At 69.4% G+C, this 18,911-nt stretch carries 17 protein-coding genes and 2 tRNA genes; 7 read left to right on the top strand and 12 right to left on the bottom strand.

Going from position 1 to position 18,911, the window contains the following annotated elements:
• Nucleotides 1-206: 206 nt before the first annotated feature.
• The 3 genes from glyS to Sp245p_RS05035 all read right to left on the bottom strand — a co-directional run bounded on the left by glyS (nt 207) and on the right by Sp245p_RS05035 (nt 3,550).
• Nucleotides 207-2,294 (bottom strand): glycine--tRNA ligase subunit beta, encoded by a 2,088-nt coding sequence (gene glyS, locus Sp245p_RS05045; RefSeq protein WP_041811940.1) that lies wholly within the window; start codon nt 2,292-2,294, stop codon nt 207-209.
• 13 nt (nt 2,295-2,307) lie between these two features.
• Nucleotides 2,308-3,195 carry a glycine--tRNA ligase subunit alpha gene (locus Sp245p_RS05040; protein ID WP_014241189.1) on the bottom strand — a complete coding sequence of 296 codons (888 nt, stop codon included), beginning with the start codon at nt 3,193-3,195 and terminating at the stop codon, nt 2,308-2,310.
• Nucleotides 3,196-3,283: 88 nt separating this feature from the next.
• Nucleotides 3,284-3,550 carry a hypothetical protein gene (locus Sp245p_RS05035; RefSeq protein ID WP_014241190.1) on the bottom strand — a complete coding sequence of 89 codons (267 nt, stop codon included), beginning with the start codon at nt 3,548-3,550 and terminating at the stop codon, nt 3,284-3,286.
• Nucleotides 3,551-3,743: 193 nt separating this feature from the next.
• On the opposite strand from Sp245p_RS05035, the gene Sp245p_RS05030 reads away from it, so the two are divergent.
• Nucleotides 3,744-3,971: a type II toxin-antitoxin system HicB family antitoxin gene (locus Sp245p_RS05030; RefSeq protein ID WP_014241191.1), complete on the top strand. Its 228-nt coding sequence runs from the start codon at nt 3,744-3,746 to the stop codon at nt 3,969-3,971.
• Nucleotides 3,972-4,139: 168 nt separating this feature from the next.
• On the opposite strand, the gene Sp245p_RS05025 is transcribed toward Sp245p_RS05030, so the two are convergent.
• Genes Sp245p_RS05025 through Sp245p_RS05015 form a run of 3 tightly spaced genes read right to left on the bottom strand, consistent with a single transcriptional unit; the run spans nt 4,140 to nt 6,025 of the window.
• On the bottom strand, nt 4,140-5,012 hold the full coding sequence (locus Sp245p_RS05025; RefSeq protein WP_244439315.1) for a S49 family peptidase: 873 nt from the start codon (nt 5,010-5,012) through the stop codon (nt 4,140-4,142).
• Between the two features lie 51 nt (nt 5,013-5,063).
• On the bottom strand, nt 5,064-5,807 hold the full coding sequence (locus tag Sp245p_RS05020; RefSeq protein WP_041811186.1) for a tRNA1(Val) (adenine(37)-N6)-methyltransferase: 744 nt from the start codon (nt 5,805-5,807) through the stop codon (nt 5,064-5,066).
• A 2-nt stretch (nt 5,808-5,809) separates the two neighbouring features.
• Complete coding sequence (locus tag Sp245p_RS05015) at nt 5,810-6,025, bottom strand: putative signal transducing protein (RefSeq protein ID WP_014241194.1); 216 nt, start codon at nt 6,023-6,025, stop codon at nt 5,810-5,812.
• A 110-nt stretch (nt 6,026-6,135) separates the two neighbouring features.
• Between Sp245p_RS05015 and Sp245p_RS05010 the strand changes: the two genes are divergently transcribed.
• The 4 genes from Sp245p_RS05010 (at nt 6,136) to Sp245p_RS04995 (ending at nt 8,170) form a co-directional block, all read left to right on the top strand.
• The gene (locus Sp245p_RS05010; protein WP_014241195.1) at nt 6,136-7,152 is read left to right on the top strand and encodes a polyprenyl synthetase family protein; all 1,017 of its coding nucleotides are present in this window, start codon (nt 6,136-6,138) and stop codon (nt 7,150-7,152) included.
• 109 nt (nt 7,153-7,261) lie between these two features.
• Nucleotides 7,262-7,338: transfer RNA gene (locus tag Sp245p_RS05005), tRNA-Pro, on the top strand.
• 205 nt (nt 7,339-7,543) lie between these two features.
• Nucleotides 7,544-7,620 (top strand) — tRNA-Pro (locus Sp245p_RS05000).
• Nucleotides 7,621-7,756: 136 nt separating this feature from the next.
• Nucleotides 7,757-8,170 (top strand): hypothetical protein, encoded by a 414-nt coding sequence (locus Sp245p_RS04995; protein ID WP_014241197.1) that lies wholly within the window; start codon nt 7,757-7,759, stop codon nt 8,168-8,170.
• 4 nt (nt 8,171-8,174) lie between these two features.
• Here the strand turns inward: Sp245p_RS04995 and Sp245p_RS04990 are convergent, their stop codons facing one another.
• Nucleotides 8,175-8,564, bottom strand: coding sequence for a carboxymuconolactone decarboxylase family protein (locus tag Sp245p_RS04990; RefSeq protein WP_014241198.1), 390 nt, complete (start codon nt 8,562-8,564; stop codon nt 8,175-8,177).
• A gap of 324 nt (nt 8,565-8,888) precedes the next feature.
• Here Sp245p_RS04990 and Sp245p_RS04985 point away from each other — a divergent pair, with 324 nt between their 5' ends.
• Nucleotides 8,889-10,979, top strand: coding sequence for a hybrid sensor histidine kinase/response regulator (locus Sp245p_RS04985; protein WP_246119770.1), 2,091 nt, complete (start codon nt 8,889-8,891; stop codon nt 10,977-10,979).
• A 28-nt stretch (nt 10,980-11,007) separates the two neighbouring features.
• On the opposite strand, the gene Sp245p_RS04980 is transcribed toward Sp245p_RS04985, so the two are convergent.
• The gene (locus Sp245p_RS04980; RefSeq protein ID WP_014241200.1) at nt 11,008-11,196 is read right to left on the bottom strand and encodes a hypothetical protein; all 189 of its coding nucleotides are present in this window, start codon (nt 11,194-11,196) and stop codon (nt 11,008-11,010) included.
• A 163-nt stretch (nt 11,197-11,359) separates the two neighbouring features.
• Nucleotides 11,360-11,590, bottom strand: coding sequence for an SMc00767 family acetate metabolism repressor (locus Sp245p_RS04975; RefSeq protein WP_014241201.1), 231 nt, complete (start codon nt 11,588-11,590; stop codon nt 11,360-11,362).
• 382 nt (nt 11,591-11,972) lie between these two features.
• Here Sp245p_RS04975 and Sp245p_RS04970 point away from each other — a divergent pair, with 382 nt between their 5' ends.
• Entirely contained in the window at nt 11,973-12,854 is an 882-nt protein-coding gene (locus tag Sp245p_RS04970) for an NAD(P)-dependent oxidoreductase (RefSeq protein ID WP_109138392.1), read from the top strand.
• Between the two features lie 45 nt (nt 12,855-12,899).
• Here Sp245p_RS04970 and Sp245p_RS04965 read toward each other — a convergent pair whose 3' ends face one another.
• The 3 genes from Sp245p_RS04965 to Sp245p_RS04955 all read right to left on the bottom strand — a co-directional run bounded on the left by Sp245p_RS04965 (nt 12,900) and on the right by Sp245p_RS04955 (nt 18,861).
• Nucleotides 12,900-14,303, bottom strand: a complete 1,404-nt coding sequence (locus Sp245p_RS04965) for an FAD-binding oxidoreductase (protein ID WP_014241203.1) — start codon at nt 14,301-14,303, stop codon at nt 12,900-12,902.
• A 270-nt stretch (nt 14,304-14,573) separates the two neighbouring features.
• Complete coding sequence (locus Sp245p_RS04960; protein WP_014241205.1) at nt 14,574-18,182, bottom strand: hydantoinase B/oxoprolinase family protein; 3,609 nt, start codon at nt 18,180-18,182, stop codon at nt 14,574-14,576.
• A gap of 124 nt (nt 18,183-18,306) precedes the next feature.
• Nucleotides 18,307-18,861 (bottom strand): GNAT family N-acetyltransferase, encoded by a 555-nt coding sequence (locus Sp245p_RS04955; protein WP_014241206.1) that lies wholly within the window; start codon nt 18,859-18,861, stop codon nt 18,307-18,309.
• Nucleotides 18,862-18,911: the final 50 nt, after the last annotated feature.

Genomic DNA, 18,911 nt, shown 5'->3' with positions numbered 1-18,911 from the left:
GGGATAAGAGAAAGGGGCGCCCGGCTGGGGCGCCCCTTTTTTGTTGGGGTGGTGGGGAGTGTCCGCGACGGGCCCCCACCCTGACCCTCCCCCGCTGCGCAAGGGAGGGAACTTTGGAAACTCCCCATCCCCTGCGCAGCGGGGGAGGGAGGGGCCCACGCGCAAGCGTGGGAGGGTGGGGGCACCACGACGGCACCCCTCCCCCGTCATCCCTCGATGCGCGAGAAGTCCGCGACCGCGTTCAGCGTCGCCCGGATCTGGCTGAGCAGGCGCAGACGGTTGGCGCGCAGGTCGGCCTGCTCGGCGTTCACCGTCACCTTGTCGAAGAAGGCGTCCACCGGGCCGCGCAGGCGGGCCAGCGCCGCCATGGTGCCGGTGAAGTCCTCCTTCGCCAGCAGCGGCCGGGCCGTCTCGCCGGCAGCGGACAGGGCGCCGTAGAGGTCCTTTTCCTCCGCGAGCGTCAGCAGGGCCGGATCGACCGGCTGGTCGTAGGACTTACCGTCCTTCTTCTCCTCGATGCGGACGATGTTGCTGGCGCGCTTGTAGGCGGCGAGCAGGTTCGCCCCCTCCTCCGACCCGACGAAGGTCTGGAGCGCCTTCACGCGGGCCAGCAGACGGACGAGGTCATCCTCGCCACCCAGCGCGAACACCGCGTCCACCAGATCATGCCGCACGCCCTGGTCGCGCAGCGTGACCTTCAGACGGTCGGCGAAGAAGGCCATCAGGTCGGTGGCGACGCCATCGGCGGCGGCGAAACCACCGACCGAATAGGCGCCGTGCGCGGCCTTGAAGAGCTGCGTCAGGTTCAGCCGCAGCCCGTTCTCCAGGATCAGCCGGATGATGCCCAACGCGGCGCGGCGCAGCGCATAAGGATCCTTGGAGCCCGTGGGCTTCTCGTCGATGGCGAAGAAGCCGACCAGCGTGTCGAGCTTGTCGGCCAGCGCCACGGCGACCGACACCGGCGCCGTCGGGCAGCTGTCGGAGGGCCCGAGCGGCTTGTAATGCTCGGCGATGGCCTCGGCCACCGCCGGGTTCTCGCCCTCGCCCAGCGCGTAGTAGCGGCCCATGATGCCCTGGACCTCGGGGAACTCGCCGACCACCTCGGTCACGAGGTCCGCCTTGGACAGCAGGGCGGCACGGGTCGCGGCGTCCGCATCGGCGCCGATGGCGCGGGCGATCTCCGCGGCCAGAACCTGGACGCGGGTGACCTTCTCCGCCACCGTGCCGAGCTTGGCATGGAAGGTGATGGCGCCCAGCTTGGACACGCGGTCTTCCAGCTTCGTCTTGCGGTCCTGGTCCCAGAAGAACTTGGCGTCGGACAGGCGGGCGCGCAGAACGCGCTCGTTGCCGGCGACGATGGCCTTGCCGCCGTCCGCCGTCACCGTGTTGGCGACCACGACGAAGCGCGGCGCCATCGTCCCGGTCTTGTCCAGCAGCGCGAAATACTTCTGGTGCGTGCGCATGGAGGTGATGAGGACCTCCGACGGCACATCCATGAACTTTTCGTCGATGGTGCCGACCAGGGCGACCGGCCATTCGACGAGGCCGGCAACCTCCTCCAGCAGCCCGTCGTCGGGGGAGAGGGTCAGGCCCTCCTGCGCGGCGAGCGCCTCGGCGTCGGCCTTGATCTTGGCCTTGCGCTCCGCGCGGTCGAGCACGACGTGGGCGGCGCGCAGCTTGGCCTTGTAGTCGGCGAAGCTCTCGACAGTGAAGGCGTCCGGCGACAGGAAGCGGTGGCCGCGGGTGCTGTTGCCGAAGGCCAGCTTGCCCTGCGCGCCGCCCAGGTCAAAGGAGCCCTCCAGCACCGCGCCGCCGAACAGCGCGATGATCGAGTGCAGCGGGCGCACCCAGCGCACCGTGCCGGTGCCCCAGCGCATCGACTTCGGCCAGGGGAAGTCTCCCATGACCGCCGGGATGATCTCGGCCAGCACCTCGGCGGTGGCGCGGCCCTTCTTCTCCGCCACGGCGAAGTAGAAGACGCCCTTGCCGGTGTCGCGCTGCTCGCACTGGTCCAGGCTGGTCAGGCCGGCGGACTTCAGGAAGCCGGCGACCGCCTGCTCGGGCGAACCGACGCGCGGCCCCTTCTTCTCCTCGCGGACGTCGGCGGTGCGCTCGGGCAGGCCGTCGATCACCAGCGCGAGACGGCGGGGAGTGGAATGGGCCTCGGCCGACGCGAAGGTCAGGCCGTTGGCGGTCAGCTTCTCGGTGACGAGGCGCTTGAGGTCGTCCGCCGCGCGCGCCTGCATGCGCGCCGGAATTTCCTCGGAGAAGAACTCGATCAGAAGTTCGGGCATGTTGACCGACATGTTACTTGGCCCCCCCGGCGATCCACGCCTCGCAGCAGGCTTTCGCCAGCGCGCGCACGCGGCCGATGTAGGCGGCGCGCTCCACGACGCTGATGACGCCGCGCGCGTCCAGCAGGTTGAAGAGGTGCGACGCCTTGATGCACTGGTCGTAGGCCGGCAGCGCGACGCCCTTGGCGATCAGCGACTGGCACTCCGCCTCGGCGTCCTTGAAATGCTGAAGCAGCATGTCGGTGTTGGCGTGCTCGAAGTTGTGGGCCGAATACTCGACCTCGGCGCGCTTGAACACGTCGCCGTACTTCACACCCTGGCCGTTGAAGTCCAGGTCGTAGACGTTCTCCACGCCCTGCACATACATGGCCAGACGCTCCAGCCCGTAGGTCAGCTCGACCGCGACGGGGTCGCACTCGATGCCGCCGACCTGCTGGAAGTAGGTGTACTGGGTGACCTCCATGCCGTCGCACCAGACCTCCCAGCCGAGGCCCCAGGCGCCCAGCGTCGGGCTTTCCCAGTCGTCCTCGACGAATCGGATGTCGTGCAGCGACGGGTCGATGCCCAGCACCTTCAGGCTTTCCAGATACAGCTCCTGCGGGTTGGCCGGCGAGGGCTTCAGGATCACCTGATACTGGTAATAATGCTGGAGCCGGTTCGGATTCTCGCCGTAGCGGCCATCCTTCGGGCGGCGCGAGGGCTGCACATAGGCCGCCTTCCACGGCTGCGGGCCAAGCGCGCGCAGCGTCGTCGCCGGGTGGAAGGTGCCCGCACCCACCTCCATGTCGTAGGGCTGGAGGATCACGCAGCCCTGCTCCGACCAGAACTGGTGGAGCTTGAGGATCAGGGCCTGAAAGGACAGGCCGCGGCTGTCTTGGGAAGACCCGCTCGGGGAGGCCATCGGCGGTCACTTATGATTGGTGTGGAAAAACGCGCCGCACGATACGCGGCGGAATCCCCGGAATCAAGCGCCCGCCTGGGTTTAAGGTTCAACGACCGTAAGGGCAGACCGGCCGGCCGCAGGCCACGGCGGAGCGCGGGGCGACGTAGGCGCCGCATTCCGGGCACTTCTCCATGTCCTCAGCGCCCACCTGGGGCGAGCCGCCGCTGGTGGCGGTGGGCTTTCCGGAGCCGCGACGCTCCCGCTCGCGCAGGCGCTCCCGGCCGACCGCGCCGACGCGGTTGTACCAGCGCCAGCCGAACCACACGGCGCCGATCACCAGGGCCAGGAACAGGATCTTGGAGAGACTGAACATGGGAGGAGGATTAGGGGGTGCGGGGCCGCCCGGTCAAGAGCGGCCTTCACCCCGAGCGCACCTCGAACGGTTGAAGCATCGAAAATGGATCGAACTTCGAAAGAAGCGCCCGTCCAGCGCAAAGAATCCTTGTCGTCCGCAGCGGAAGCGGCACCTAATGGATGAAAACCGTGCGCAGAGGAGACGCAACGTCATGAACGCCAGCGCCTATCCGGTCATCGTCCGCCCCCTGCCCCCGGAACAGGGTGTCGGCTATGTGGCCGAGGTGCCCGACCTGCCGGGCTGCACCGCGGGCGGCGCCACCCCCGCCGACGCCAGCACGGCGGCGCTCGACGCCATCGCCGCCTGGATCGAGAACGCCCGCCGCACCGGCGAGCCGGTCCCGCCGCCGTCCGAACGCCTGCGTGAAGTCACCCAGTGAGAGTTTGGAGCCCCGGTAAGAGGGAGTGAGTCCCCGTACCGGGCCCCCACCCTGACCCTCCCCCGCTGCGCAAGGGAGGGGATTGATGGTCGTGCGGCGGAGTTCCCTCCCCTGCGATAGCGGGGGAGGGCTAGGGTGGGGGCCCGCAGCGGCCACGAAACGGAAAACTCAGAGGCCGTAGCGCGACCAGAGCGCGCGCTCCTCGACGGCGGACAGAGCCGCCGCGGGGAGGTCCGCCGCAAGACGGTCCAACGCCGCCGTGCCCACCGGCGCATCCACGCGGAAGCCCATGCGGCGGAACCAGCGCCGGTCCTCCTGCACCACGCGCAGCCGGACCTTCTCGCCGAAGCGGCCGCGCAGCACGGTGCGCAGGTCGCCGATGCCGTCGATCAGCCCCAGTTCCAGCGCGCGCCGCCCCGCCCAGAAGGCGCCGGAGAACAGCTCCTCCTCTGCTCCGGACAGGCGGGCGCCGCGGCGGTCGCGCACCATCGCCTTGAAGGCGTCGTGGATCTCCACCTGAATCGCCTTGAGATGGGCAACCCCGTCCTCCCGCTCCGGCGAGAAGGGGTCGAGGATCACCTTCTTGTCGCCCGCGGTGTAGAGCCGCCGCTCGATGCCGTAACGCTCTATGAACTCGTGCGCGCCGAAGCCGGCGGACACCACGCCGATGGACCCCAGGATGCTGCTCTCGTCCGCCCAGATCTCGTCCGCGGCGCAGGCCAGCCAATAGCCGCCGGACGCCGCCGCGTCCTCGCAGAAGGCGAAGACGGGAACCTTCTTCTCAGTGGCGAGGTCGCGGATGCGCTTGGCGATCAGCGCCGACTGCACCGGCGACCCGCCCGGCGAGTTGACGACCAACGCCACCGCCGCCTGACCCTTCGGCGCAAAGGCGCGTTCGATCAGCCCGGCCATGTTGGCCATGGTCAGGCCCTGGCGGAAGGCTCCGGCCTGACCGATGACACCGGACAGGCGGAGGACGGACACGATCGGCCCGGCGTCGCGCCAGGGGCCGAACGGGAGTTTGGCGAGCAGCTTCGTCATGTTCATCGCCGGTTGAAATGGTGGCGCTGACGCCGGATTGAAAGCGTTGGCTTAAGCGATCAGCGGTTCCATGTCGCGCAGAATCCGCTGCGCCTGCCCGCCATAGGCACCATCGGGGCCATGCAGCACCAGCCCGGCGGTGAATCGCGCCGGCGATCGCCCCCCCTTCTGCACCGCCAGCAGGATGCGCCGCGCCTCCTCCCCCGCCTTCGGCCAGAGCGGGACGAGCGTCAGGGAGCCGAATCGGGCGCCGTGCAGGGCGGCCAGGATCTCGTCCACCCGGTCGGCCCGATGGACCATGGTCAGCGTGCCGCGCGGCTTCAGCATCGCGGCGGCGAAGCGCACCCAGTCGGCCAGCCCCGCCTCCCCCTCCACGTTCGCCGCGGCTTTCCAGGGATCGGGCGGGACGCTGGCCGCCCCGGCGCGCAGATAGGGCGGATTCATCATCACCCGGTCGAAGATTCCGGGAACCAGCTCCGGCGGCGGGGCCAGCAGGTCGCCCTCAAGGACGCCCACCCGGCTTTCCAGCCCGTTGAGGGCGGCGTTGCGCCGGGCAAACGCCGCCGCCTCCGCCCGCTTCTCCAGCCCGACGACCACGACACCCGGCACGCGGGCGGCGAGGCACAGCGCCGCCGCCCCGGTGCCGGTGCCGACGTCCAGCACCCGCTCCCCCGCCCCGGCGGCGGTGAAGGCGGCAAGCAGCACCGGGTCGATGGCGGCGCGGTAGCCGGCCCGCGGCTGGTGCAGGCGGACGCGCCCGTCGAGAAGCGTGTCGAACGCCGCGTCGCTTTCCATCGTCACGCCCCCAGCTCCTCCCCGGCGTCGCGCAGCAGGCGGCAGGCGGCCGCATGATCCTCCTCCGCCACCATCAGGCGGCGGGGGATGGCGCCGATGGAGCCCTCCAGGATGCTGGTGTGGGTGTCCAGCACGATCCCCTCGATTCCCGCGTCGGTCAGCAGGGCGAGAAGCCAGCTCAGACGGACCGGATCGGTGGTGCGCAGCAGTTCCTTCATGAAATCCCGGCTGTTCTGTGCCCTTATTCGCCTTGCGGACTTGACCGAAGAGGCTATGCCGTTATGCTCCCTGCCGGAATTCGTCACGTCAATCATCATTGGAGTCGACCTTGGCGGTCGTGACCAACCTCGAGCCGAAACGGCGGAAGTCCACCCCGCTCGACGATCTGACCGCCCTGGTGGCCGATGACCTGAGCGCGGTGAACGAGATCATTGTCCAGCGGATGCATTCGTCCGTCGATATGATCCCGCAGCTTGCCGGCTATCTCATCGCCGCCGGCGGCAAGCGCCTGCGCCCCGTCCTCACCCTCGCCGCCGCCGAGCTGTGCGGCTACAAGGGCGAGGATCACAAGATGCTGGCCGCGGTGGTGGAGTTCATCCACACCGCCACCCTGCTGCACGACGACGTCGTGGACGAGAGCGACCTGCGCCGCGGTCTCGCCTCGGCCAACGCGGTGTTCGGCAACAAGGCCAGCGTGCTGGTCGGCGACTTCCTGTTCTCCCGCAGCTTCGAGCTGATGGTGGAGGTCGGGTCGCTGGACGTGCTGCGCATCCTCTCCAAGGCGTCCGCGGTGATCGCCGAGGGCGAGGTGCTGCAGCTGCGCACCACCAACGACACCGAGACCAGCGAGCAGGCCTATCTGGAGGTCATCAAGGCCAAGACGGCGGAGTTGTTCGCCGCCGCCTGCCGCGTCGGCGCCGTGGTGGCCGCCCGCCCCCAGGCGGAGGAGCTGGCGCTCTACGATTACGGTATGAATCTGGGCATCGCCTTCCAGCTTGTCGACGACGTGCTGGACTATTCGGCCAAGCAGGCGAAGCTGGGCAAGACGGTCGGCGACGACTTCCGCGAGGGCAAGATCACCCTCCCCGTCGTACTGGCCTTCCGCCGCGGCAACGACGAGGAGCGGGCCTTCTGGCGCCGCACCATGGAGGAGCTGGACCAGCAGGAGGGCGACCTGGAGCGCGCCCAGGAACTGATGGCCAAGCACAACGCGCTGAAGGACACCGTGGAGCGCGCGCGCCACTACGGCTCCATCGCGCGCGACGCGCTGGGCCTGTTCCCGGACACGCCGGTGAAGGCCGCCCTGCTGGAGGTGCTGGATTTCGTGATCGAGCGCGATTTCTAAGCCTCGGGAACTTTTTCGCCGCCGGGGGTGATTTTCACGTTGCAGCCCCCGGATCGAGCGGCTATATACGCGGCCCACGGTGACGCTGGCGACGGCGCCACCGACGGACCGGAGAGTAGCTCAGCCTGGTAGAGCACTGCTTTCGGGAGGCAGGGGCCGGAGGTTCGAATCCTCTCTCTCCGACCAATACGAAAAGGGCCGATGCGGCGACGCATCGGCCCTTTCGCTTTTCCGGCCCGGCCAACCAGCCGTTGCAGCGGCCTGCGCACCGGCTTTCGCGCTCCCGGCAAAAAACATTCCGCAAATGCCGCTTATTCCCATTGCAGCCCGCGGGCAATGGGTCTATACACCCGCTCCACGGCGACGCTGGCAACGGCGGCACCGACTGGACCGGAGAGTAGCTCAGCCTGGTAGAGCACTGCTTTCGGGAGGCAGGGGCCGGAGGTTCGAATCCTCTCTCTCCGACCAATACGAAAAGGGCCGATGCGGTGACGCATCGGCCCTTTCGCTTTTTGCCCATTCGCTTTTCCGGCCCGCCGCTGCGGCACAGGCCGCGCTCCCGCCTGTTGTCCCTGGTAAGCGACACAAGACGGGGAGCGGACCCATGGAACAGGCGATCGGACAGGAACCCCAGGCGGCGGGCGGCCCGGTGGGGACGGAGATCGACCCCAAGGCCGTGGTGGTGTCCCGCGCGGTGCGCGACCTGCTCCAGCCCCACGGCTTCCGCCCCCGCGACATCGGCAGCGGCGTGGGCGGCGGCATGGCCTGGAACCGGCGCGGCGGCGACGACACCCACGAGATGATCACTTGCAACGGGCGGTTGTCCGGCGACCCCGACCGGGCTGAATGGACCGCCGGGCGCTACGGCAACCGCGGCGGCTTCGTGGAGGTCACCGGCCTGACGCTGCGCGGCGCGCTGGACGCCGTGGCCGTCCTGCCCCGGCCGGTGCGGGTGGACGGTTCGCTGGCCGAGGGCATCTACCCGTCGCTGGAGGACGCCCTCGACGACATCGCGTGATGAGCTATTTCAGCGCCTCGTCGATCTCCACCTGATAGCCCTTGGCGAGGCGGTTGGTCTCGTTGGCCATGCCGATGACGGCCATCAGCTCGCCGAACTGGGCGTCGGTCATGCCGGCGCGGCGCGCGGCGGCCTCGTGCGAGCGGATGCAATAGTCGCAGCCGTTGGTCACGCTGACCGCGACGAAGATCATCTCCTTGACCAGCGGGTCCAGCGCGCCGGGGGCCATCACCTCCCTCAGGCTCTCCCAGGTGCGCTTCAGCGTCGGCGGGTGATGGGCGGCCATCTTCCAGAAATTGTTGACGTCCGGCACGTTGCGGGCCGCCTTGATGTCGTCGTAGACGGCGCGCACCTCAGGAGCGGCGTCGGCGTGCTCGATGGGCTTCAGGGTCATGGCTGATGGTCTCCGCGGCAGGGTTGGCATCGGTGCGGGGGCACCGGCGCCCCCCATTGTCGCCGCTTCCCTCCCGCAGGACCATGGCGAAGGGCCCGCGCCTCATGGCGCTCCTCGCTGAAAGTCATAGGGGCGCCGGAAAGTTGAGGTTGCCCCGGATGCCACGGACCGGCATAGCTTTCTCCCAAAGGTGGCCCAAGCCCGGCGTCCCGCACCCAGGCACCCGCCCCATCGCCACCCGTCCCTTCCTTCCCCGGTCGTCATCCCCACAATCCATCCATGCCTCTTCGCTACCTCGATGCCCTGGCAACTGAATCGGCGGGAATGGTGCGTCTTCTGCGCATCCTGCTGGTGGCCGCCATCCTGGTTCCCACCCTGCTGTTCACGGCCATCGCCTGGCACGATTACCGCGAGGCCGAAGCGGAGGCGGAGCGCAACATCCGCAAGACCGTGCTGATCCTGCACGAGCACATGCAGAAGGTCTTCGACACGGTCGAACAGGTGTTGGACCGGCTGGACGAGCGCACCGCCGGCAAGAGCTGGGACGAGATCGGCCGTTCCGACGATCTGCATGGCTATCTGCGCACCTTGATCGAAGAGCTTCCGCAAATCGGTGTCGTCGGGCTGATCGATCCCAACGGCTCGGTGCGCAACGACAACCGCCTGTTCCCCACCTCGTTGATCAACGTCGGCGACCGCGAGTATTTCCGCACCCAGGCGGCCGGGGACGCCGGCGTCTTCGTCAGCGAGGCGATCACGGGGCGCGGCTCGGGCAAGCGGCAGTTCAACGTCACGCGCCGCCGCACCGCCGCGGGTGGGCCGGAAGGGCCGTTCAACGGCGTCCTGCTGACCGCGGTGCTGACCGATTATCTGGTGGATTTCTACCAGCTCGTCGTTTCCGATCCGAAGGAGTCGATCTCCCTCGTCCGCCGCGACGGCTCGATCCTGGTCCGCTTCCCGTCCATGGGCGACCGGCAGCCCCGCCATGCCGCGGACAGCATTCTGCTCAGCGCCATGGCGACCGGGCAGACCGAGGGCGTGTTCCGCTCACGGGGCCGCATGGACGGCATGCCGAGGCTCAACGGCTTCATGCACGTCGCGCCCTACCCGATCTACGTCACCTACGGCATCCCGATCTCCGACATCCGGGCCGGCTGGGCGCGCAACATCCTTCTGTACGCCAGCTTCGCCGTGCCGGCGATGCTGGCTCTGGTCGGCATCACCCTGCTGGCGTTGCGCCGCGCGCAGAGCGAGATGCGGGCGGTCCGCCGCTGGACCGAGGAGGCCCGTGCCCGCGAGTCCCTGGAGAACGCGCTGCGCCAGTCGCAGAAGCTGGAGGCGCTGGGCCAGCTGACCGGTGGCGTCGCCCACGACTTCAACAACCTGCTGACCGCCGCCCTGACCAACCTGCATTTGATGGAACGGCACCTCCCGACGGAAGGCACGCGCTATCTGGACGGCACCCGCACCGCGCTGGAGCGCGCCCGGACGCTGACCGGGCAATTGCTGGCCTTTTCGCGCCAGGAGGCGGTGGACCCCAAGGTGATCGATCTGGGGGATGCCCTGCGCGCCATGGCCGATCTGCTGGAACGCTCCATCCGCGCCGACATCGCGCTGGACTGGGCGCTTCCCAGCGCCCCGCTGCGGGTGGAGGTGGACCCGGTCCAGTTGGAGCTGGCGGTGCTGAACCTCGTGGTGAACGCCCGCGACGCGATGCCGGAGGGCGGGCGAATCCGCATCGCCGTCCGGCAGGAGGAAACGCCCGACGGCCCGCTGGCCGTTCTGGAGATCACCGACACCGGCGGCGGCATGCCTCCGGAGGTCGCCGCCCGCGCCTTCGAGCCCTTCTTCACCACCAAGCCGCACGGCAAGGGGACGGGCCTGGGCCTGTCGATGGTCTACGGCTTCGCCCGGCAATCGGGCGGCAACGCGACCATTTCCAGCGCGCCGCGCCGCGGCACGGTCGTCCGCGTGTCCCTGCCGGTGTCCGGCCAGGCGCCGGAGCCGGAAGCGGTGCCGGACGCGGCGGAGGCGGCGCCAAGCGGCCCGGTCCGCCTGCTGGTGGTCGAGGACAACGCGCTGGTCCTGATGGCCACCGTGGAGGGGCTGACCCAGGAGGGCTTCGAGGTGGAGACCGCCGACCACGGCGCCGCCGCCCTGGAGATCCTGGAGCAGGACACCGCCTTCGACGTGATCGTGACCGACGTGGTGATGCCCTACGGCGTATCGGGAATCGATCTGGCGCGGCGGGTCCAGGAGCGCTGGCCCGGCATCCGGGTCCTTCTGATTTCCGGCTACAGCCCGGAATCGCTGTCCGGCCTGAAGGCCGACGCCGCCGTCCTGCCCAAGCCCTTCACCCCGGACCAGCTCGCCGCCCGCGTCCGCGCCCTGCTCCGCACCACGAAGGCCGCCTGACCGGGGCTGTTCTGAGCGGACGGGAGGGTCAGAGCAGAACGCTGATGAACATCGGCGCCCACAGCACCGCCGACCAGATCAGCCCCAGGAAAATGCCGTGGGTGAGGTCGGTGAAGGTCGGTTCCGACAGGCAGTGCATGCGCCAGAACGCTTCGCGGTCGTTCATGCCCTGACGCTGCCCCTGACGCTGCGGGGTGTGGTTCTGAGCGTCCTTCATGACCGTTTCCTTGCTGGGGGCCAAAAGGAAGGAACCGGCGAAGGGCACCGCGGTTCCGCACCGCGATGGGAACAATGGTGGGACAGGATGGGGCATGCCGAAAAGGAAAAGGCCTCCCTGTCCTTTCGGACGGGAGGCCCTCCGGTCGGATGGGATGAGCCGCTTACTTGGTGCGGATCATCGGGGTGAGCTGGTCGCCCCAGTTGCCCGTCGCGTTGTGATAGCGGGCCGTGCGCATCAGCTCGACCGTCACGCCGGCTTCCACGGCCTTGACGACGGCGTCGTTCAGGCGGTGCAGGCTGTTGGCGAGGACGCGGATGGCGCTTTCCTGCTCGTCCGTGAGGTTCGAACGCTCGTCCGGCGGCGCATCCTGGAAACCCGACTGATTCGTCATGCGGCTATCCTTCCCTTGTTCTCCGGCCCGGGTCTTGCGGCCCCGGCTCTGCCCTGGTTCACCGGCGCCGTTGCGCCGGCATGGCCGGGTGCTGCGCTGCAAACCCGGCATTTACGTCTTAACACATCACGCGCCGGTAGCAAGGGCGCGGCAAGACAACCTCGTTCGAAAGAGTCATGCCTCCCGCGGCAGAGTGCCGCTCCCCGGTGATGCCGGACGGGGGAAGGACCCCGCCGCACTTCAATCGCGCTGCGTCCGGCGGACGGCGTTTGATCAGGGCGCGCTCCCGGCCTAGCTTGGCGGTCCAAGGGCAGACGCCGACAAAAAGGCGGTCGCCGACAAAAAACGATCCGCAGCCGATACAACGAAGAAAGACAGGACCATGGCCGACACCGCGACCGCTTCCCGCTCCGTCGCCTTTCTGGGGCTTGGCACGATGGGCTTTCCCATGGCCGGCCATCTGGCCGTCCGGGGCGGCCACCGGGTGACCGTCTTCAACCGCACCGCCGCCAAGGCCGACGCCTGGACCGCCCGCTTCGGCGGCGCCAGCGCCCTGACCCCCGCGGACGCCGCCCGTGAGGCCGAGGTGGTCTTCCTCTGCGTCGGCGGTGACGACGACGTGCGGGCGGTGGCTGGCGAGGCGATGGGCGCCATGAAGCCCGGCACCATCGTCGCCGACCATTCCACCGTCTCCGCCGCCGTCTCGCGCGAGATGGCCGAACTGGCCCGCGAGCGCGGACTGTTCTTCCTCGACGCGCCGGTGTCCGGCGGGCAAGCCGGGGCGGAGAACGGGGTGCTGACGGTGATGGTGGGCGGCGACGCCGACGCCTTCGCCCGCGTCCAGCCGCTGATGGCCTGCTACGGCCGCTCCGTCACCCACATGGGGCCGGCGGGAGCCGGTCAGCTGACCAAGATGGTCAACCAGATCTGCATCGCCGGGCTGCTGCAGGGGTTGGCCGAGGGCATGGCCTTCGCGCAGAAGGCGGGTCTGGACGGGCACAAGGTCGTGGACGTGATCGGAAAGGGGGCGGCGCAGTCCTGGCAGATGGACAACCGCGCCAAGACGATGCTGGACGGCAAGTTCGACTTCGGCTTCGCCGTGGACTGGATGCGCAAGGACCTGGGCATCGTGCTGGACGAGGCGCGCAACAACGGCGCCACCCTGCCCGTCACCGCCCTGGTCGACCAGTTCTACGCCGAGGTCCAGGGGATGGGCGGCAACCGGCTGGACACCTCCAGCCTGATGACGCGGCTGACGCGCTGAGGGAAAGGAGATGGGGAGCGCCGCGGCGCTCCCCTTTTTTTGTCCTCAGATGCGGACGACCTTGCCGGGGTTCATCCGGTTCTCCGGGTCGAAGGCGCGCTTCAGCTCGCCCATCACGGCGAAGGCGTCGCCGGCCTCCTTTTCCAGGAACTCCATCTTGCCGTAGCCGATGCCGTGCTCGCCGGTGCAGGTGCCGCCCATGGCGAGCGCCCGGTCGACCATGCGGTCGTTCAGGCGCTTGGCCTCGGCCAGCTCCTCCGGCTTGTCGGGGTCGATGACGTAGACGAGGTGGAAGTTGCCGTCGCCGACATGGCCGACCAGCGGGGCCAGCATCGAGGATTCGGCGATGTCCTTCTTGGTCTCCAGGATGCAGTCGGCCAGCCGCGAGATCGGCACGCAGACGTCGGTCGGCCAGCCCTTGGAGCCGGGACGCAGCGCCAGCGCCGCGTAGTAGCCGTCGTGGCGGGCCTGCCAGAGCTTGGAGCGGTCCTCCGGGCGGGTCGCCCAGGTGAATTCGCTGCCGCCGAACTCCGCGGCGATGGCCGCGACCATCTCCGCCTGCTCCTTCACCCCGGCGGCGGTGCCGTGGAACTCGAAGAACAGGGTCGGGGCAACCTTGTAATCCAGCTTGGAATACTTGTTCACCGCGTCCATCTGGACCTCGTCCAGCAGCTCGATGCGGGCGACCGGGATGCCCGACTGGATGGTCTGGATCACCGTGTCCACGGCGCCGCGGATGTCGTTGAACGGGCAGACCGCCGACGAGATCGCCTCCGGAATGCCGTAGAGGCGCAGCGTCACCTCGGTGATGATGCCGAGCGTGCCTTCCGCCCCGACGAACAGGCGGGTCAGGTCATAGCCGGCGGCCGACTTGCGGGCGCGCCCGCCGGTCTTGATGATCCGGCCGTCGGCCAGCACCACGGTCAGCCCCAGCACGTTCTCGCGCATGGTGCCGTAGCGCACGGCGTTGGTGCCGCTGGCGCGGGTGGAGGCCATGCCGCCGAGCGAGGCGTCGGCGCCGGGGTCGATGGGGAAGAACAGGCCGGTGTCGCGCAGATGCTCGTTGAGCTGCTTGCGGGTCACGCCGGCCTGGACGGTGACGTCGAGGTCCTCCGGGCTGACGCGCAGGACCTCCTTCATGTTCGACACGTCGATGCAGACGCCGCCGGCCAGCGCGGCGACGCCGCCCTCCAGCGAGGTGCCGGTGCCGAAGGGGATGATCGGCAGCTTGTGCTTGGCGCAGAGCGTGACGATGGCGCTGACCTCCTCGGTGGAGGTGGCGAAGGCGACGCCGTCGGGCGGGAAGTTGGGGTGGTAGGACTCGTCCTTGCCGTGATGCTCGCGCACCGCCGCGGCGGTGGTGAAGCGGTCCCCAAGCAGGGCCTTGAACTCGGCCTTCATCTCGTCGGTGAAGGCGACGCGAGGCTGGGTGGCGGGTACGGCGGTCATGGACGATTCTCCCCGGGGGTCCTTTTGGCACGGTGCCGTGCGGTGGTAGGACCGGAGAAGCTAAGCCCCCCCGCCCGCGCAGACAAGCGACTCGCGCGCATGGGTGGGGGGCTTGCGCTTTTGGAAGCCCCTCGCCCCTCCGGGGAGAGGGAGGGGACCCGCGCCGCAGGCGCGGGGAGGGTGAGGGGGTTGCGCTTTTGCCGGACGTATCGCCACGCGCAACCCCCTCACCCTAACCCTCTCCCCGGAGGGGAGAGGGGATTGGCGCCGTCACGCCTCCTCGTAGCCGCCGCCGCCCGGTGTCTCGACGACCAGCACGTCGCCCTCCCCCATGGCGGTCTTGTCCTGGGGGCCGAGTTCCTCCACCGAGCCGTCGGTGCGCTGGACCCAGGTGCGCCCGATCTGGCCGGGGGCGCCGCCCTTCAGGCCGAAGGGGGGAACCCGGCGGTGGTTGGACAGGATGGCGGCGGTCATCGGCTCCAGGAACTTCAGGCGCCGCACCACCCCGTCGCCGCCACGCCAGCGCCCCGCCCCGCCCGATTCGCGGCGGATGCGGAAGCTGTCCAGCAGCACCGGGAAGCGCCATTCCAGCACCTCCGGGTCGGTCAGGCGCGAGTTGGTCATGTGGGTGTGCACCGCGTCCGTCCCGTCGAAGCCGGGGCCGGCGCCGGAGCCGCCGCAGACCGTCTCGTAATACTGGTAGCGCTCGTTGCCGAAGGTTGTGTTGTTCATCGTCCCCTGGGCCGAGGCCAGCACGCCGAGCGCGCCGTACAGCGCGTCGGTGACGCACTGGCTGGTCTCCACATTGCCGGCCACCACCGCGGCGGGGTAGCTGGGCGACAGCATGGTGCCCGGCGGGATGACGATCTCGATGGGCTTCAGGCAGCCCTCGTTCATCGGGATCTCGTCGTCCACCAGCGTGCGGAAGACGTAGAGCACCGCCGCCCGGCACACCGCCGTCGGGGCGTTGAAGTTGCTGGTGAGCTGCGGGCTGGTGCCGGTGAAGTCCACCCGCGCCGACCGCTCGTCCTTGTCGATGGTGATGCGGACCTTGATGACGGCGCCGTTGTCCAGCTCCTGCACGAACTCGCCGTCGGTCAGCACGTCGATGACGCGGCGGACCTGCTCCTCGGCGTTGTCCTGGACCAGCTTCATGTAGGCGTTGACCGTCTCCAGCCCGAACTGGGCGACGATCCGGCGAAGCTCGCGCGCGCCCTGCTCGTTGGCGGCGATCTGGGCCTTCAGGTCGCCCAGGTTCTGCGCCACGTTGCGCGCCGGCTGCGGCCCGGCGGTGAAGAGGGCGACGACCTCCTCCTCCAGGAAGCGGCCCCGCTCGACCAACTGGATGTTGTCGAGGAGGACGCCCTCCTGATCGATCGTCGTGCTGTCCGGCGGCATCGAGCCGGGGGTGATCCCGCCGACGTCGGCGTGGTGCCCGCGCGAGGCGACGTAGAACAGCACGCGCTCGCCGGCCTCGTCGAAGACCGGGGTGATGACGGTGATGTCCGGCAGATGCGTGCCCCCATGATAGGGGTCGTTCAGCATGTAGACGTCGCCGGGGTTCATTTCCCCGTGGCGCCGCTCGACGATGGCGCGCACGCTCTCGCCCATGGAGCCGAGATGCACCGGCATGTGCGGGGCGTTGGCGATCAGACCGCCGTCCGCGTCGAACAGGGCGCAGGAGAAATCCAGCCGCTCCTTGATGTTCACCGAATAGGCGGTCTTCTCCAGCGTGAAGCCCATCTGCTCGGCAATGGACATGAAGAGGTTGTTGAAGACCTCCAGCATCACCGGGTCGGCCTTGGTGCCGATGGCAAGGCGCTGCGGCAGCTCCTCGAAGCGGGTGAGCACGAGGTGGTTCTTGCGGGTCACCTCGGCGATCCAGCCGGGCTCGACCACCGTCGTGGCGATCTTCTCCTTGATGACGGCGGGGCCGGTGACGCGGTTGCCGGGCTGGAGCTGGTCGCGGTCGTAAACCGGCGCCTCGCGGTCGGCGCCGCCGGTGTGCAGGGTGACCGTGGCGAGGCGGCGCGGCAGGGCGCCGGTGACGCCGGGCAGGTCCTGGTCGTCGGCGCTCTCGGTGCGGCCCACCGCCTCCACCGACACGGCCTCGACCACCAGGGCCTTGCCCTCCATCATGAAGCCGTAGCGCTGGCGGTGCGCCGCCTCGAAGGCCGCGGCCATGGCGTCGAGCGGCCCGAAATCGACGACCAGCGGGCTGTCGGAGCCCTCCACCTTGATGTGCGCCTTGCGCAGAACGGCGAGACGGTCCTCCGGCACGCCCTGGCGGGCCAGCTCCATGCGCCCCTCGGCCTCCAGCGCGGCGAGCGTAACGGTCAGCTCGTCCACCAGGGCGTCGTCGAGGCGGGCCTCCACCGCGCGCTCGCGGATCGCCACCGTGTCGGCGAGGCCGATGCCGTAGGCGGACAGCACGCCGGCATGCGGGTGCAGGAAGACCTTGCGCATGCCCAGCGCGTCGGCGACCAGACAGACATGCTGCCCCGCCGCCCCGCCGAAGCCGTTCAGCGTGTATTGGGTGACGTCGTAGCCGCGCTGGACCGAGATCTTCTTGATGGCGTTCGCCATATTGTCCACAGCGATCTTCAGGAAGCCCTCGGCCACCTGATGCGGGGTCATCTCGGTGCCCAGCGCCTCGTTCACCTCCTCGGCCAGATCGGCGAACTTCTCGCGGACGATGGCGGCGTCCAGCGGCCGGTCGGCCTCCGGCCCGAAGACGTGGGGGAAGAAGTCGGGGTGCAGCTTGCCGACCATCACGTTGCAGTCGGTCACGGTCAGCGGACCGCCGCGGCGGTAGCAGGCCGGGCCGGGGTTGGCCCCGGCGCTCTCCGGCCCGACGCGGAAACGGGTCCCGTCGAAGAAGCAGACCGAGCCGCCGCCCGCCGCCACGGTGTGGATGTGCATCATCGGGGCGCGCATCCGCACCCCGGCCACCACCGTGTCGAAGGCGCGCTCATACTCCCCGGCGTAGTGCGACACGTCGGTGGAGGTGCCGCCCATGTCGAAGCCGATGACCCGGTCGAAGCCGGCCATGCGCGCGGTGCGCACCGCCCCGACGATGCCGCCCGCCGGGCCGGAGAGGATGGCGTCCTTGCCCTGGAACCAGCGCGCGTCGGTCAGCCCGCCGTTCGACTGCATGAACATCAGCCGCACGCCGGAGAGGTCCCCGGCCACCTGCTCCACATAGCGGCGCAGGATCGGCGACAGGTAGGCGTCGACCACCGTGGTGTCGCCGCGCCCGACGATCTTCATCAGCGGGCTGACCTGATGGCTGACCGACACCTGGGTGAAGCCGATGGAACGGGCCAGCGCCGCCACCTGCTTCTCGTGGTCCGGGAAGCGGTAGCCGTGCATCAGCACCACCGCTGCGGCGCGGAAGCCGTCCTGGTAGGCCTGCTCCAGTTGGACCCGCACGGCGCGCAGGTCCACGGCCTTCAGCACCGTGCCGTCGGCCTTGACCCGCTCCGGCACCTCGACCACCCGCTCGTACAGCAGCTCGGGCAGCACGATGTGGCGGGCGAAGATCTTCGGGCGGGCCTGATAGCCGATGCGGAGCTGGTCGCCCAGCCCCTCGGTGATGAGCAGCAGCGTGCGCTCGCCCTTGCGCTCCAGAAGCGCGTTGGTGGCGACGGTGGTGCCCATCTTCACCGCCTCGACCGCCTCCGCCGGGATCGGCTGGCCGGCGGCGAGGCCCAGCAGGTCGCGGATGCCCTGGATGGCGGCGTCGCGGTAGCGTTCCGGATTCTCCGACAGCAGCTTGTGCGTGACCACCGACCCGTCCGGGCGTTTGGCCACGATGTCGGTGAAGGTGCCGCCACGGTCGATCCAGAACTGCCACCGACCCTGCGCTTGGGACGCCATACCCAACTCCCTGATGTCTTGTCTCGACGCCTGATGTCTTGACGGGAGTGTGACGATACGCCGCCGCGGGTCAAGACGGGGTGCACGAAAGGGTGGGATGCGCCCCCTCCTCCTGCCCGTCCGGTCAGGCCGCCTTGAGCAGCGCGGGCAACCCGTCCAGTACGGCGTTCACGGCCCCCGCCCCATCCTCGAACGCCTCCAGCGCCAACGAAACCTGGGAGGGCCGCGGCAGGTCGAAGGTGATGGCGAACTCCCCGCCGTCGCGCTCCATCGTTCCGCCGAAGCGGCGCGACAGGGCACGCATGCGGGTGTTGTCGGACAGGCACATCAGGTGGACCTGCCGGATGCCCCGGTTGGCGGCGATGGACAGCGAGCGGCGGACCAGGGTGGAGCCGACGCCCCGCCCCTGAAACCCCTTCTCGACGCTGATCGCCAGCTCCGCCGCGCCGGGCCACAGCAGCCGGTCGAAGCACAGCTCCACCGCGCCGCGCAGCTCGCCGCGGTCGAACAAGCCGACCAGCGTCGTCCGCGTCCAGTCGAGCGACTCGCAATGCTGGGCGATGACCTCGTCGGAAACGGTGCCGGTGAAGCGGGCGTAGCGGTCCGCCTTGTCCAGCCGCAGAAGATGCGCGCGGTATTGGCCGCGCTCGGCGGGGAGAAGCTTGCGGATGGCGGACATGGGGGGACTCGTGGCGCTGGTGATTCGGGACATCGCACCGCTTCGCGCCG

Origin of the sequence: Azospirillum baldaniorum (genome assembly GCF_003119195.2) — a bacterium.
GTDB lineage: Bacteria > Pseudomonadota > Alphaproteobacteria > Azospirillales > Azospirillaceae > Azospirillum > Azospirillum baldaniorum.
Note: the sequence above shows the minus strand (reverse complement) of the source record. Positions and strands in the feature narration are given on the sequence as shown.

What these genes read in the sequence shown, in the direction of transcription:
- glyS (WP_041811940.1), bottom strand. Translation starts at nt 2,294, where the DNA reads ATGCCCGAACTTCTGATCGAGTTCTTCTCCGAGGAAATTCCGGCGCGC.
- Sp245p_RS05040 (WP_014241189.1), bottom strand. Translation starts at nt 3,195, where the DNA reads ATGGCCTCCCCGAGCGGGTCTTCCCAAGACAGCCGCGGCCTGTCCTTT.
- Sp245p_RS05035 (WP_014241190.1), bottom strand. Translation starts at nt 3,550, where the DNA reads ATGTTCAGTCTCTCCAAGATCCTGTTCCTGGCCCTGGTGATCGGCGCC.
- Sp245p_RS05030 (WP_014241191.1), top strand. Translation starts at nt 3,744, where the DNA reads ATGAACGCCAGCGCCTATCCGGTCATCGTCCGCCCCCTGCCCCCGGAA.
- Sp245p_RS05025 (WP_244439315.1), bottom strand. Translation starts at nt 5,012, where the DNA reads ATGACGAAGCTGCTCGCCAAACTCCCGTTCGGCCCCTGGCGCGACGCC.
- Sp245p_RS05020 (WP_041811186.1), bottom strand. Translation starts at nt 5,807, where the DNA reads ATGGAAAGCGACGCGGCGTTCGACACGCTTCTCGACGGGCGCGTCCGC.
- Sp245p_RS05015 (WP_014241194.1), bottom strand. Translation starts at nt 6,025, where the DNA reads ATGAAGGAACTGCTGCGCACCACCGATCCGGTCCGTCTGAGCTGGCTT.
- Sp245p_RS04995 (WP_014241197.1), top strand. Translation starts at nt 7,757, where the DNA reads ATGGAACAGGCGATCGGACAGGAACCCCAGGCGGCGGGCGGCCCGGTG.
- Sp245p_RS04990 (WP_014241198.1), bottom strand. Translation starts at nt 8,564, where the DNA reads ATGACCCTGAAGCCCATCGAGCACGCCGACGCCGCTCCTGAGGTGCGC.
- Sp245p_RS04985 (WP_246119770.1), top strand. Translation starts at nt 8,889, where the DNA reads ATGGTGCGTCTTCTGCGCATCCTGCTGGTGGCCGCCATCCTGGTTCCC.
- Sp245p_RS04980 (WP_014241200.1), bottom strand. Translation starts at nt 11,196, where the DNA reads ATGAAGGACGCTCAGAACCACACCCCGCAGCGTCAGGGGCAGCGTCAG.
- Sp245p_RS04975 (WP_014241201.1), bottom strand. Translation starts at nt 11,590, where the DNA reads ATGACGAATCAGTCGGGTTTCCAGGATGCGCCGCCGGACGAGCGTTCG.
- Sp245p_RS04970 (WP_109138392.1), top strand. Translation starts at nt 11,973, where the DNA reads ATGGCCGACACCGCGACCGCTTCCCGCTCCGTCGCCTTTCTGGGGCTT.
- Sp245p_RS04965 (WP_014241203.1), bottom strand. Translation starts at nt 14,303, where the DNA reads ATGACCGCCGTACCCGCCACCCAGCCTCGCGTCGCCTTCACCGACGAG.
- Sp245p_RS04960 (WP_014241205.1), bottom strand. Translation starts at nt 18,182, where the DNA reads ATGGCGTCCCAAGCGCAGGGTCGGTGGCAGTTCTGGATCGACCGTGGC.
- Sp245p_RS04955 (WP_014241206.1), bottom strand. Translation starts at nt 18,861, where the DNA reads ATGTCCGCCATCCGCAAGCTTCTCCCCGCCGAGCGCGGCCAATACCGC.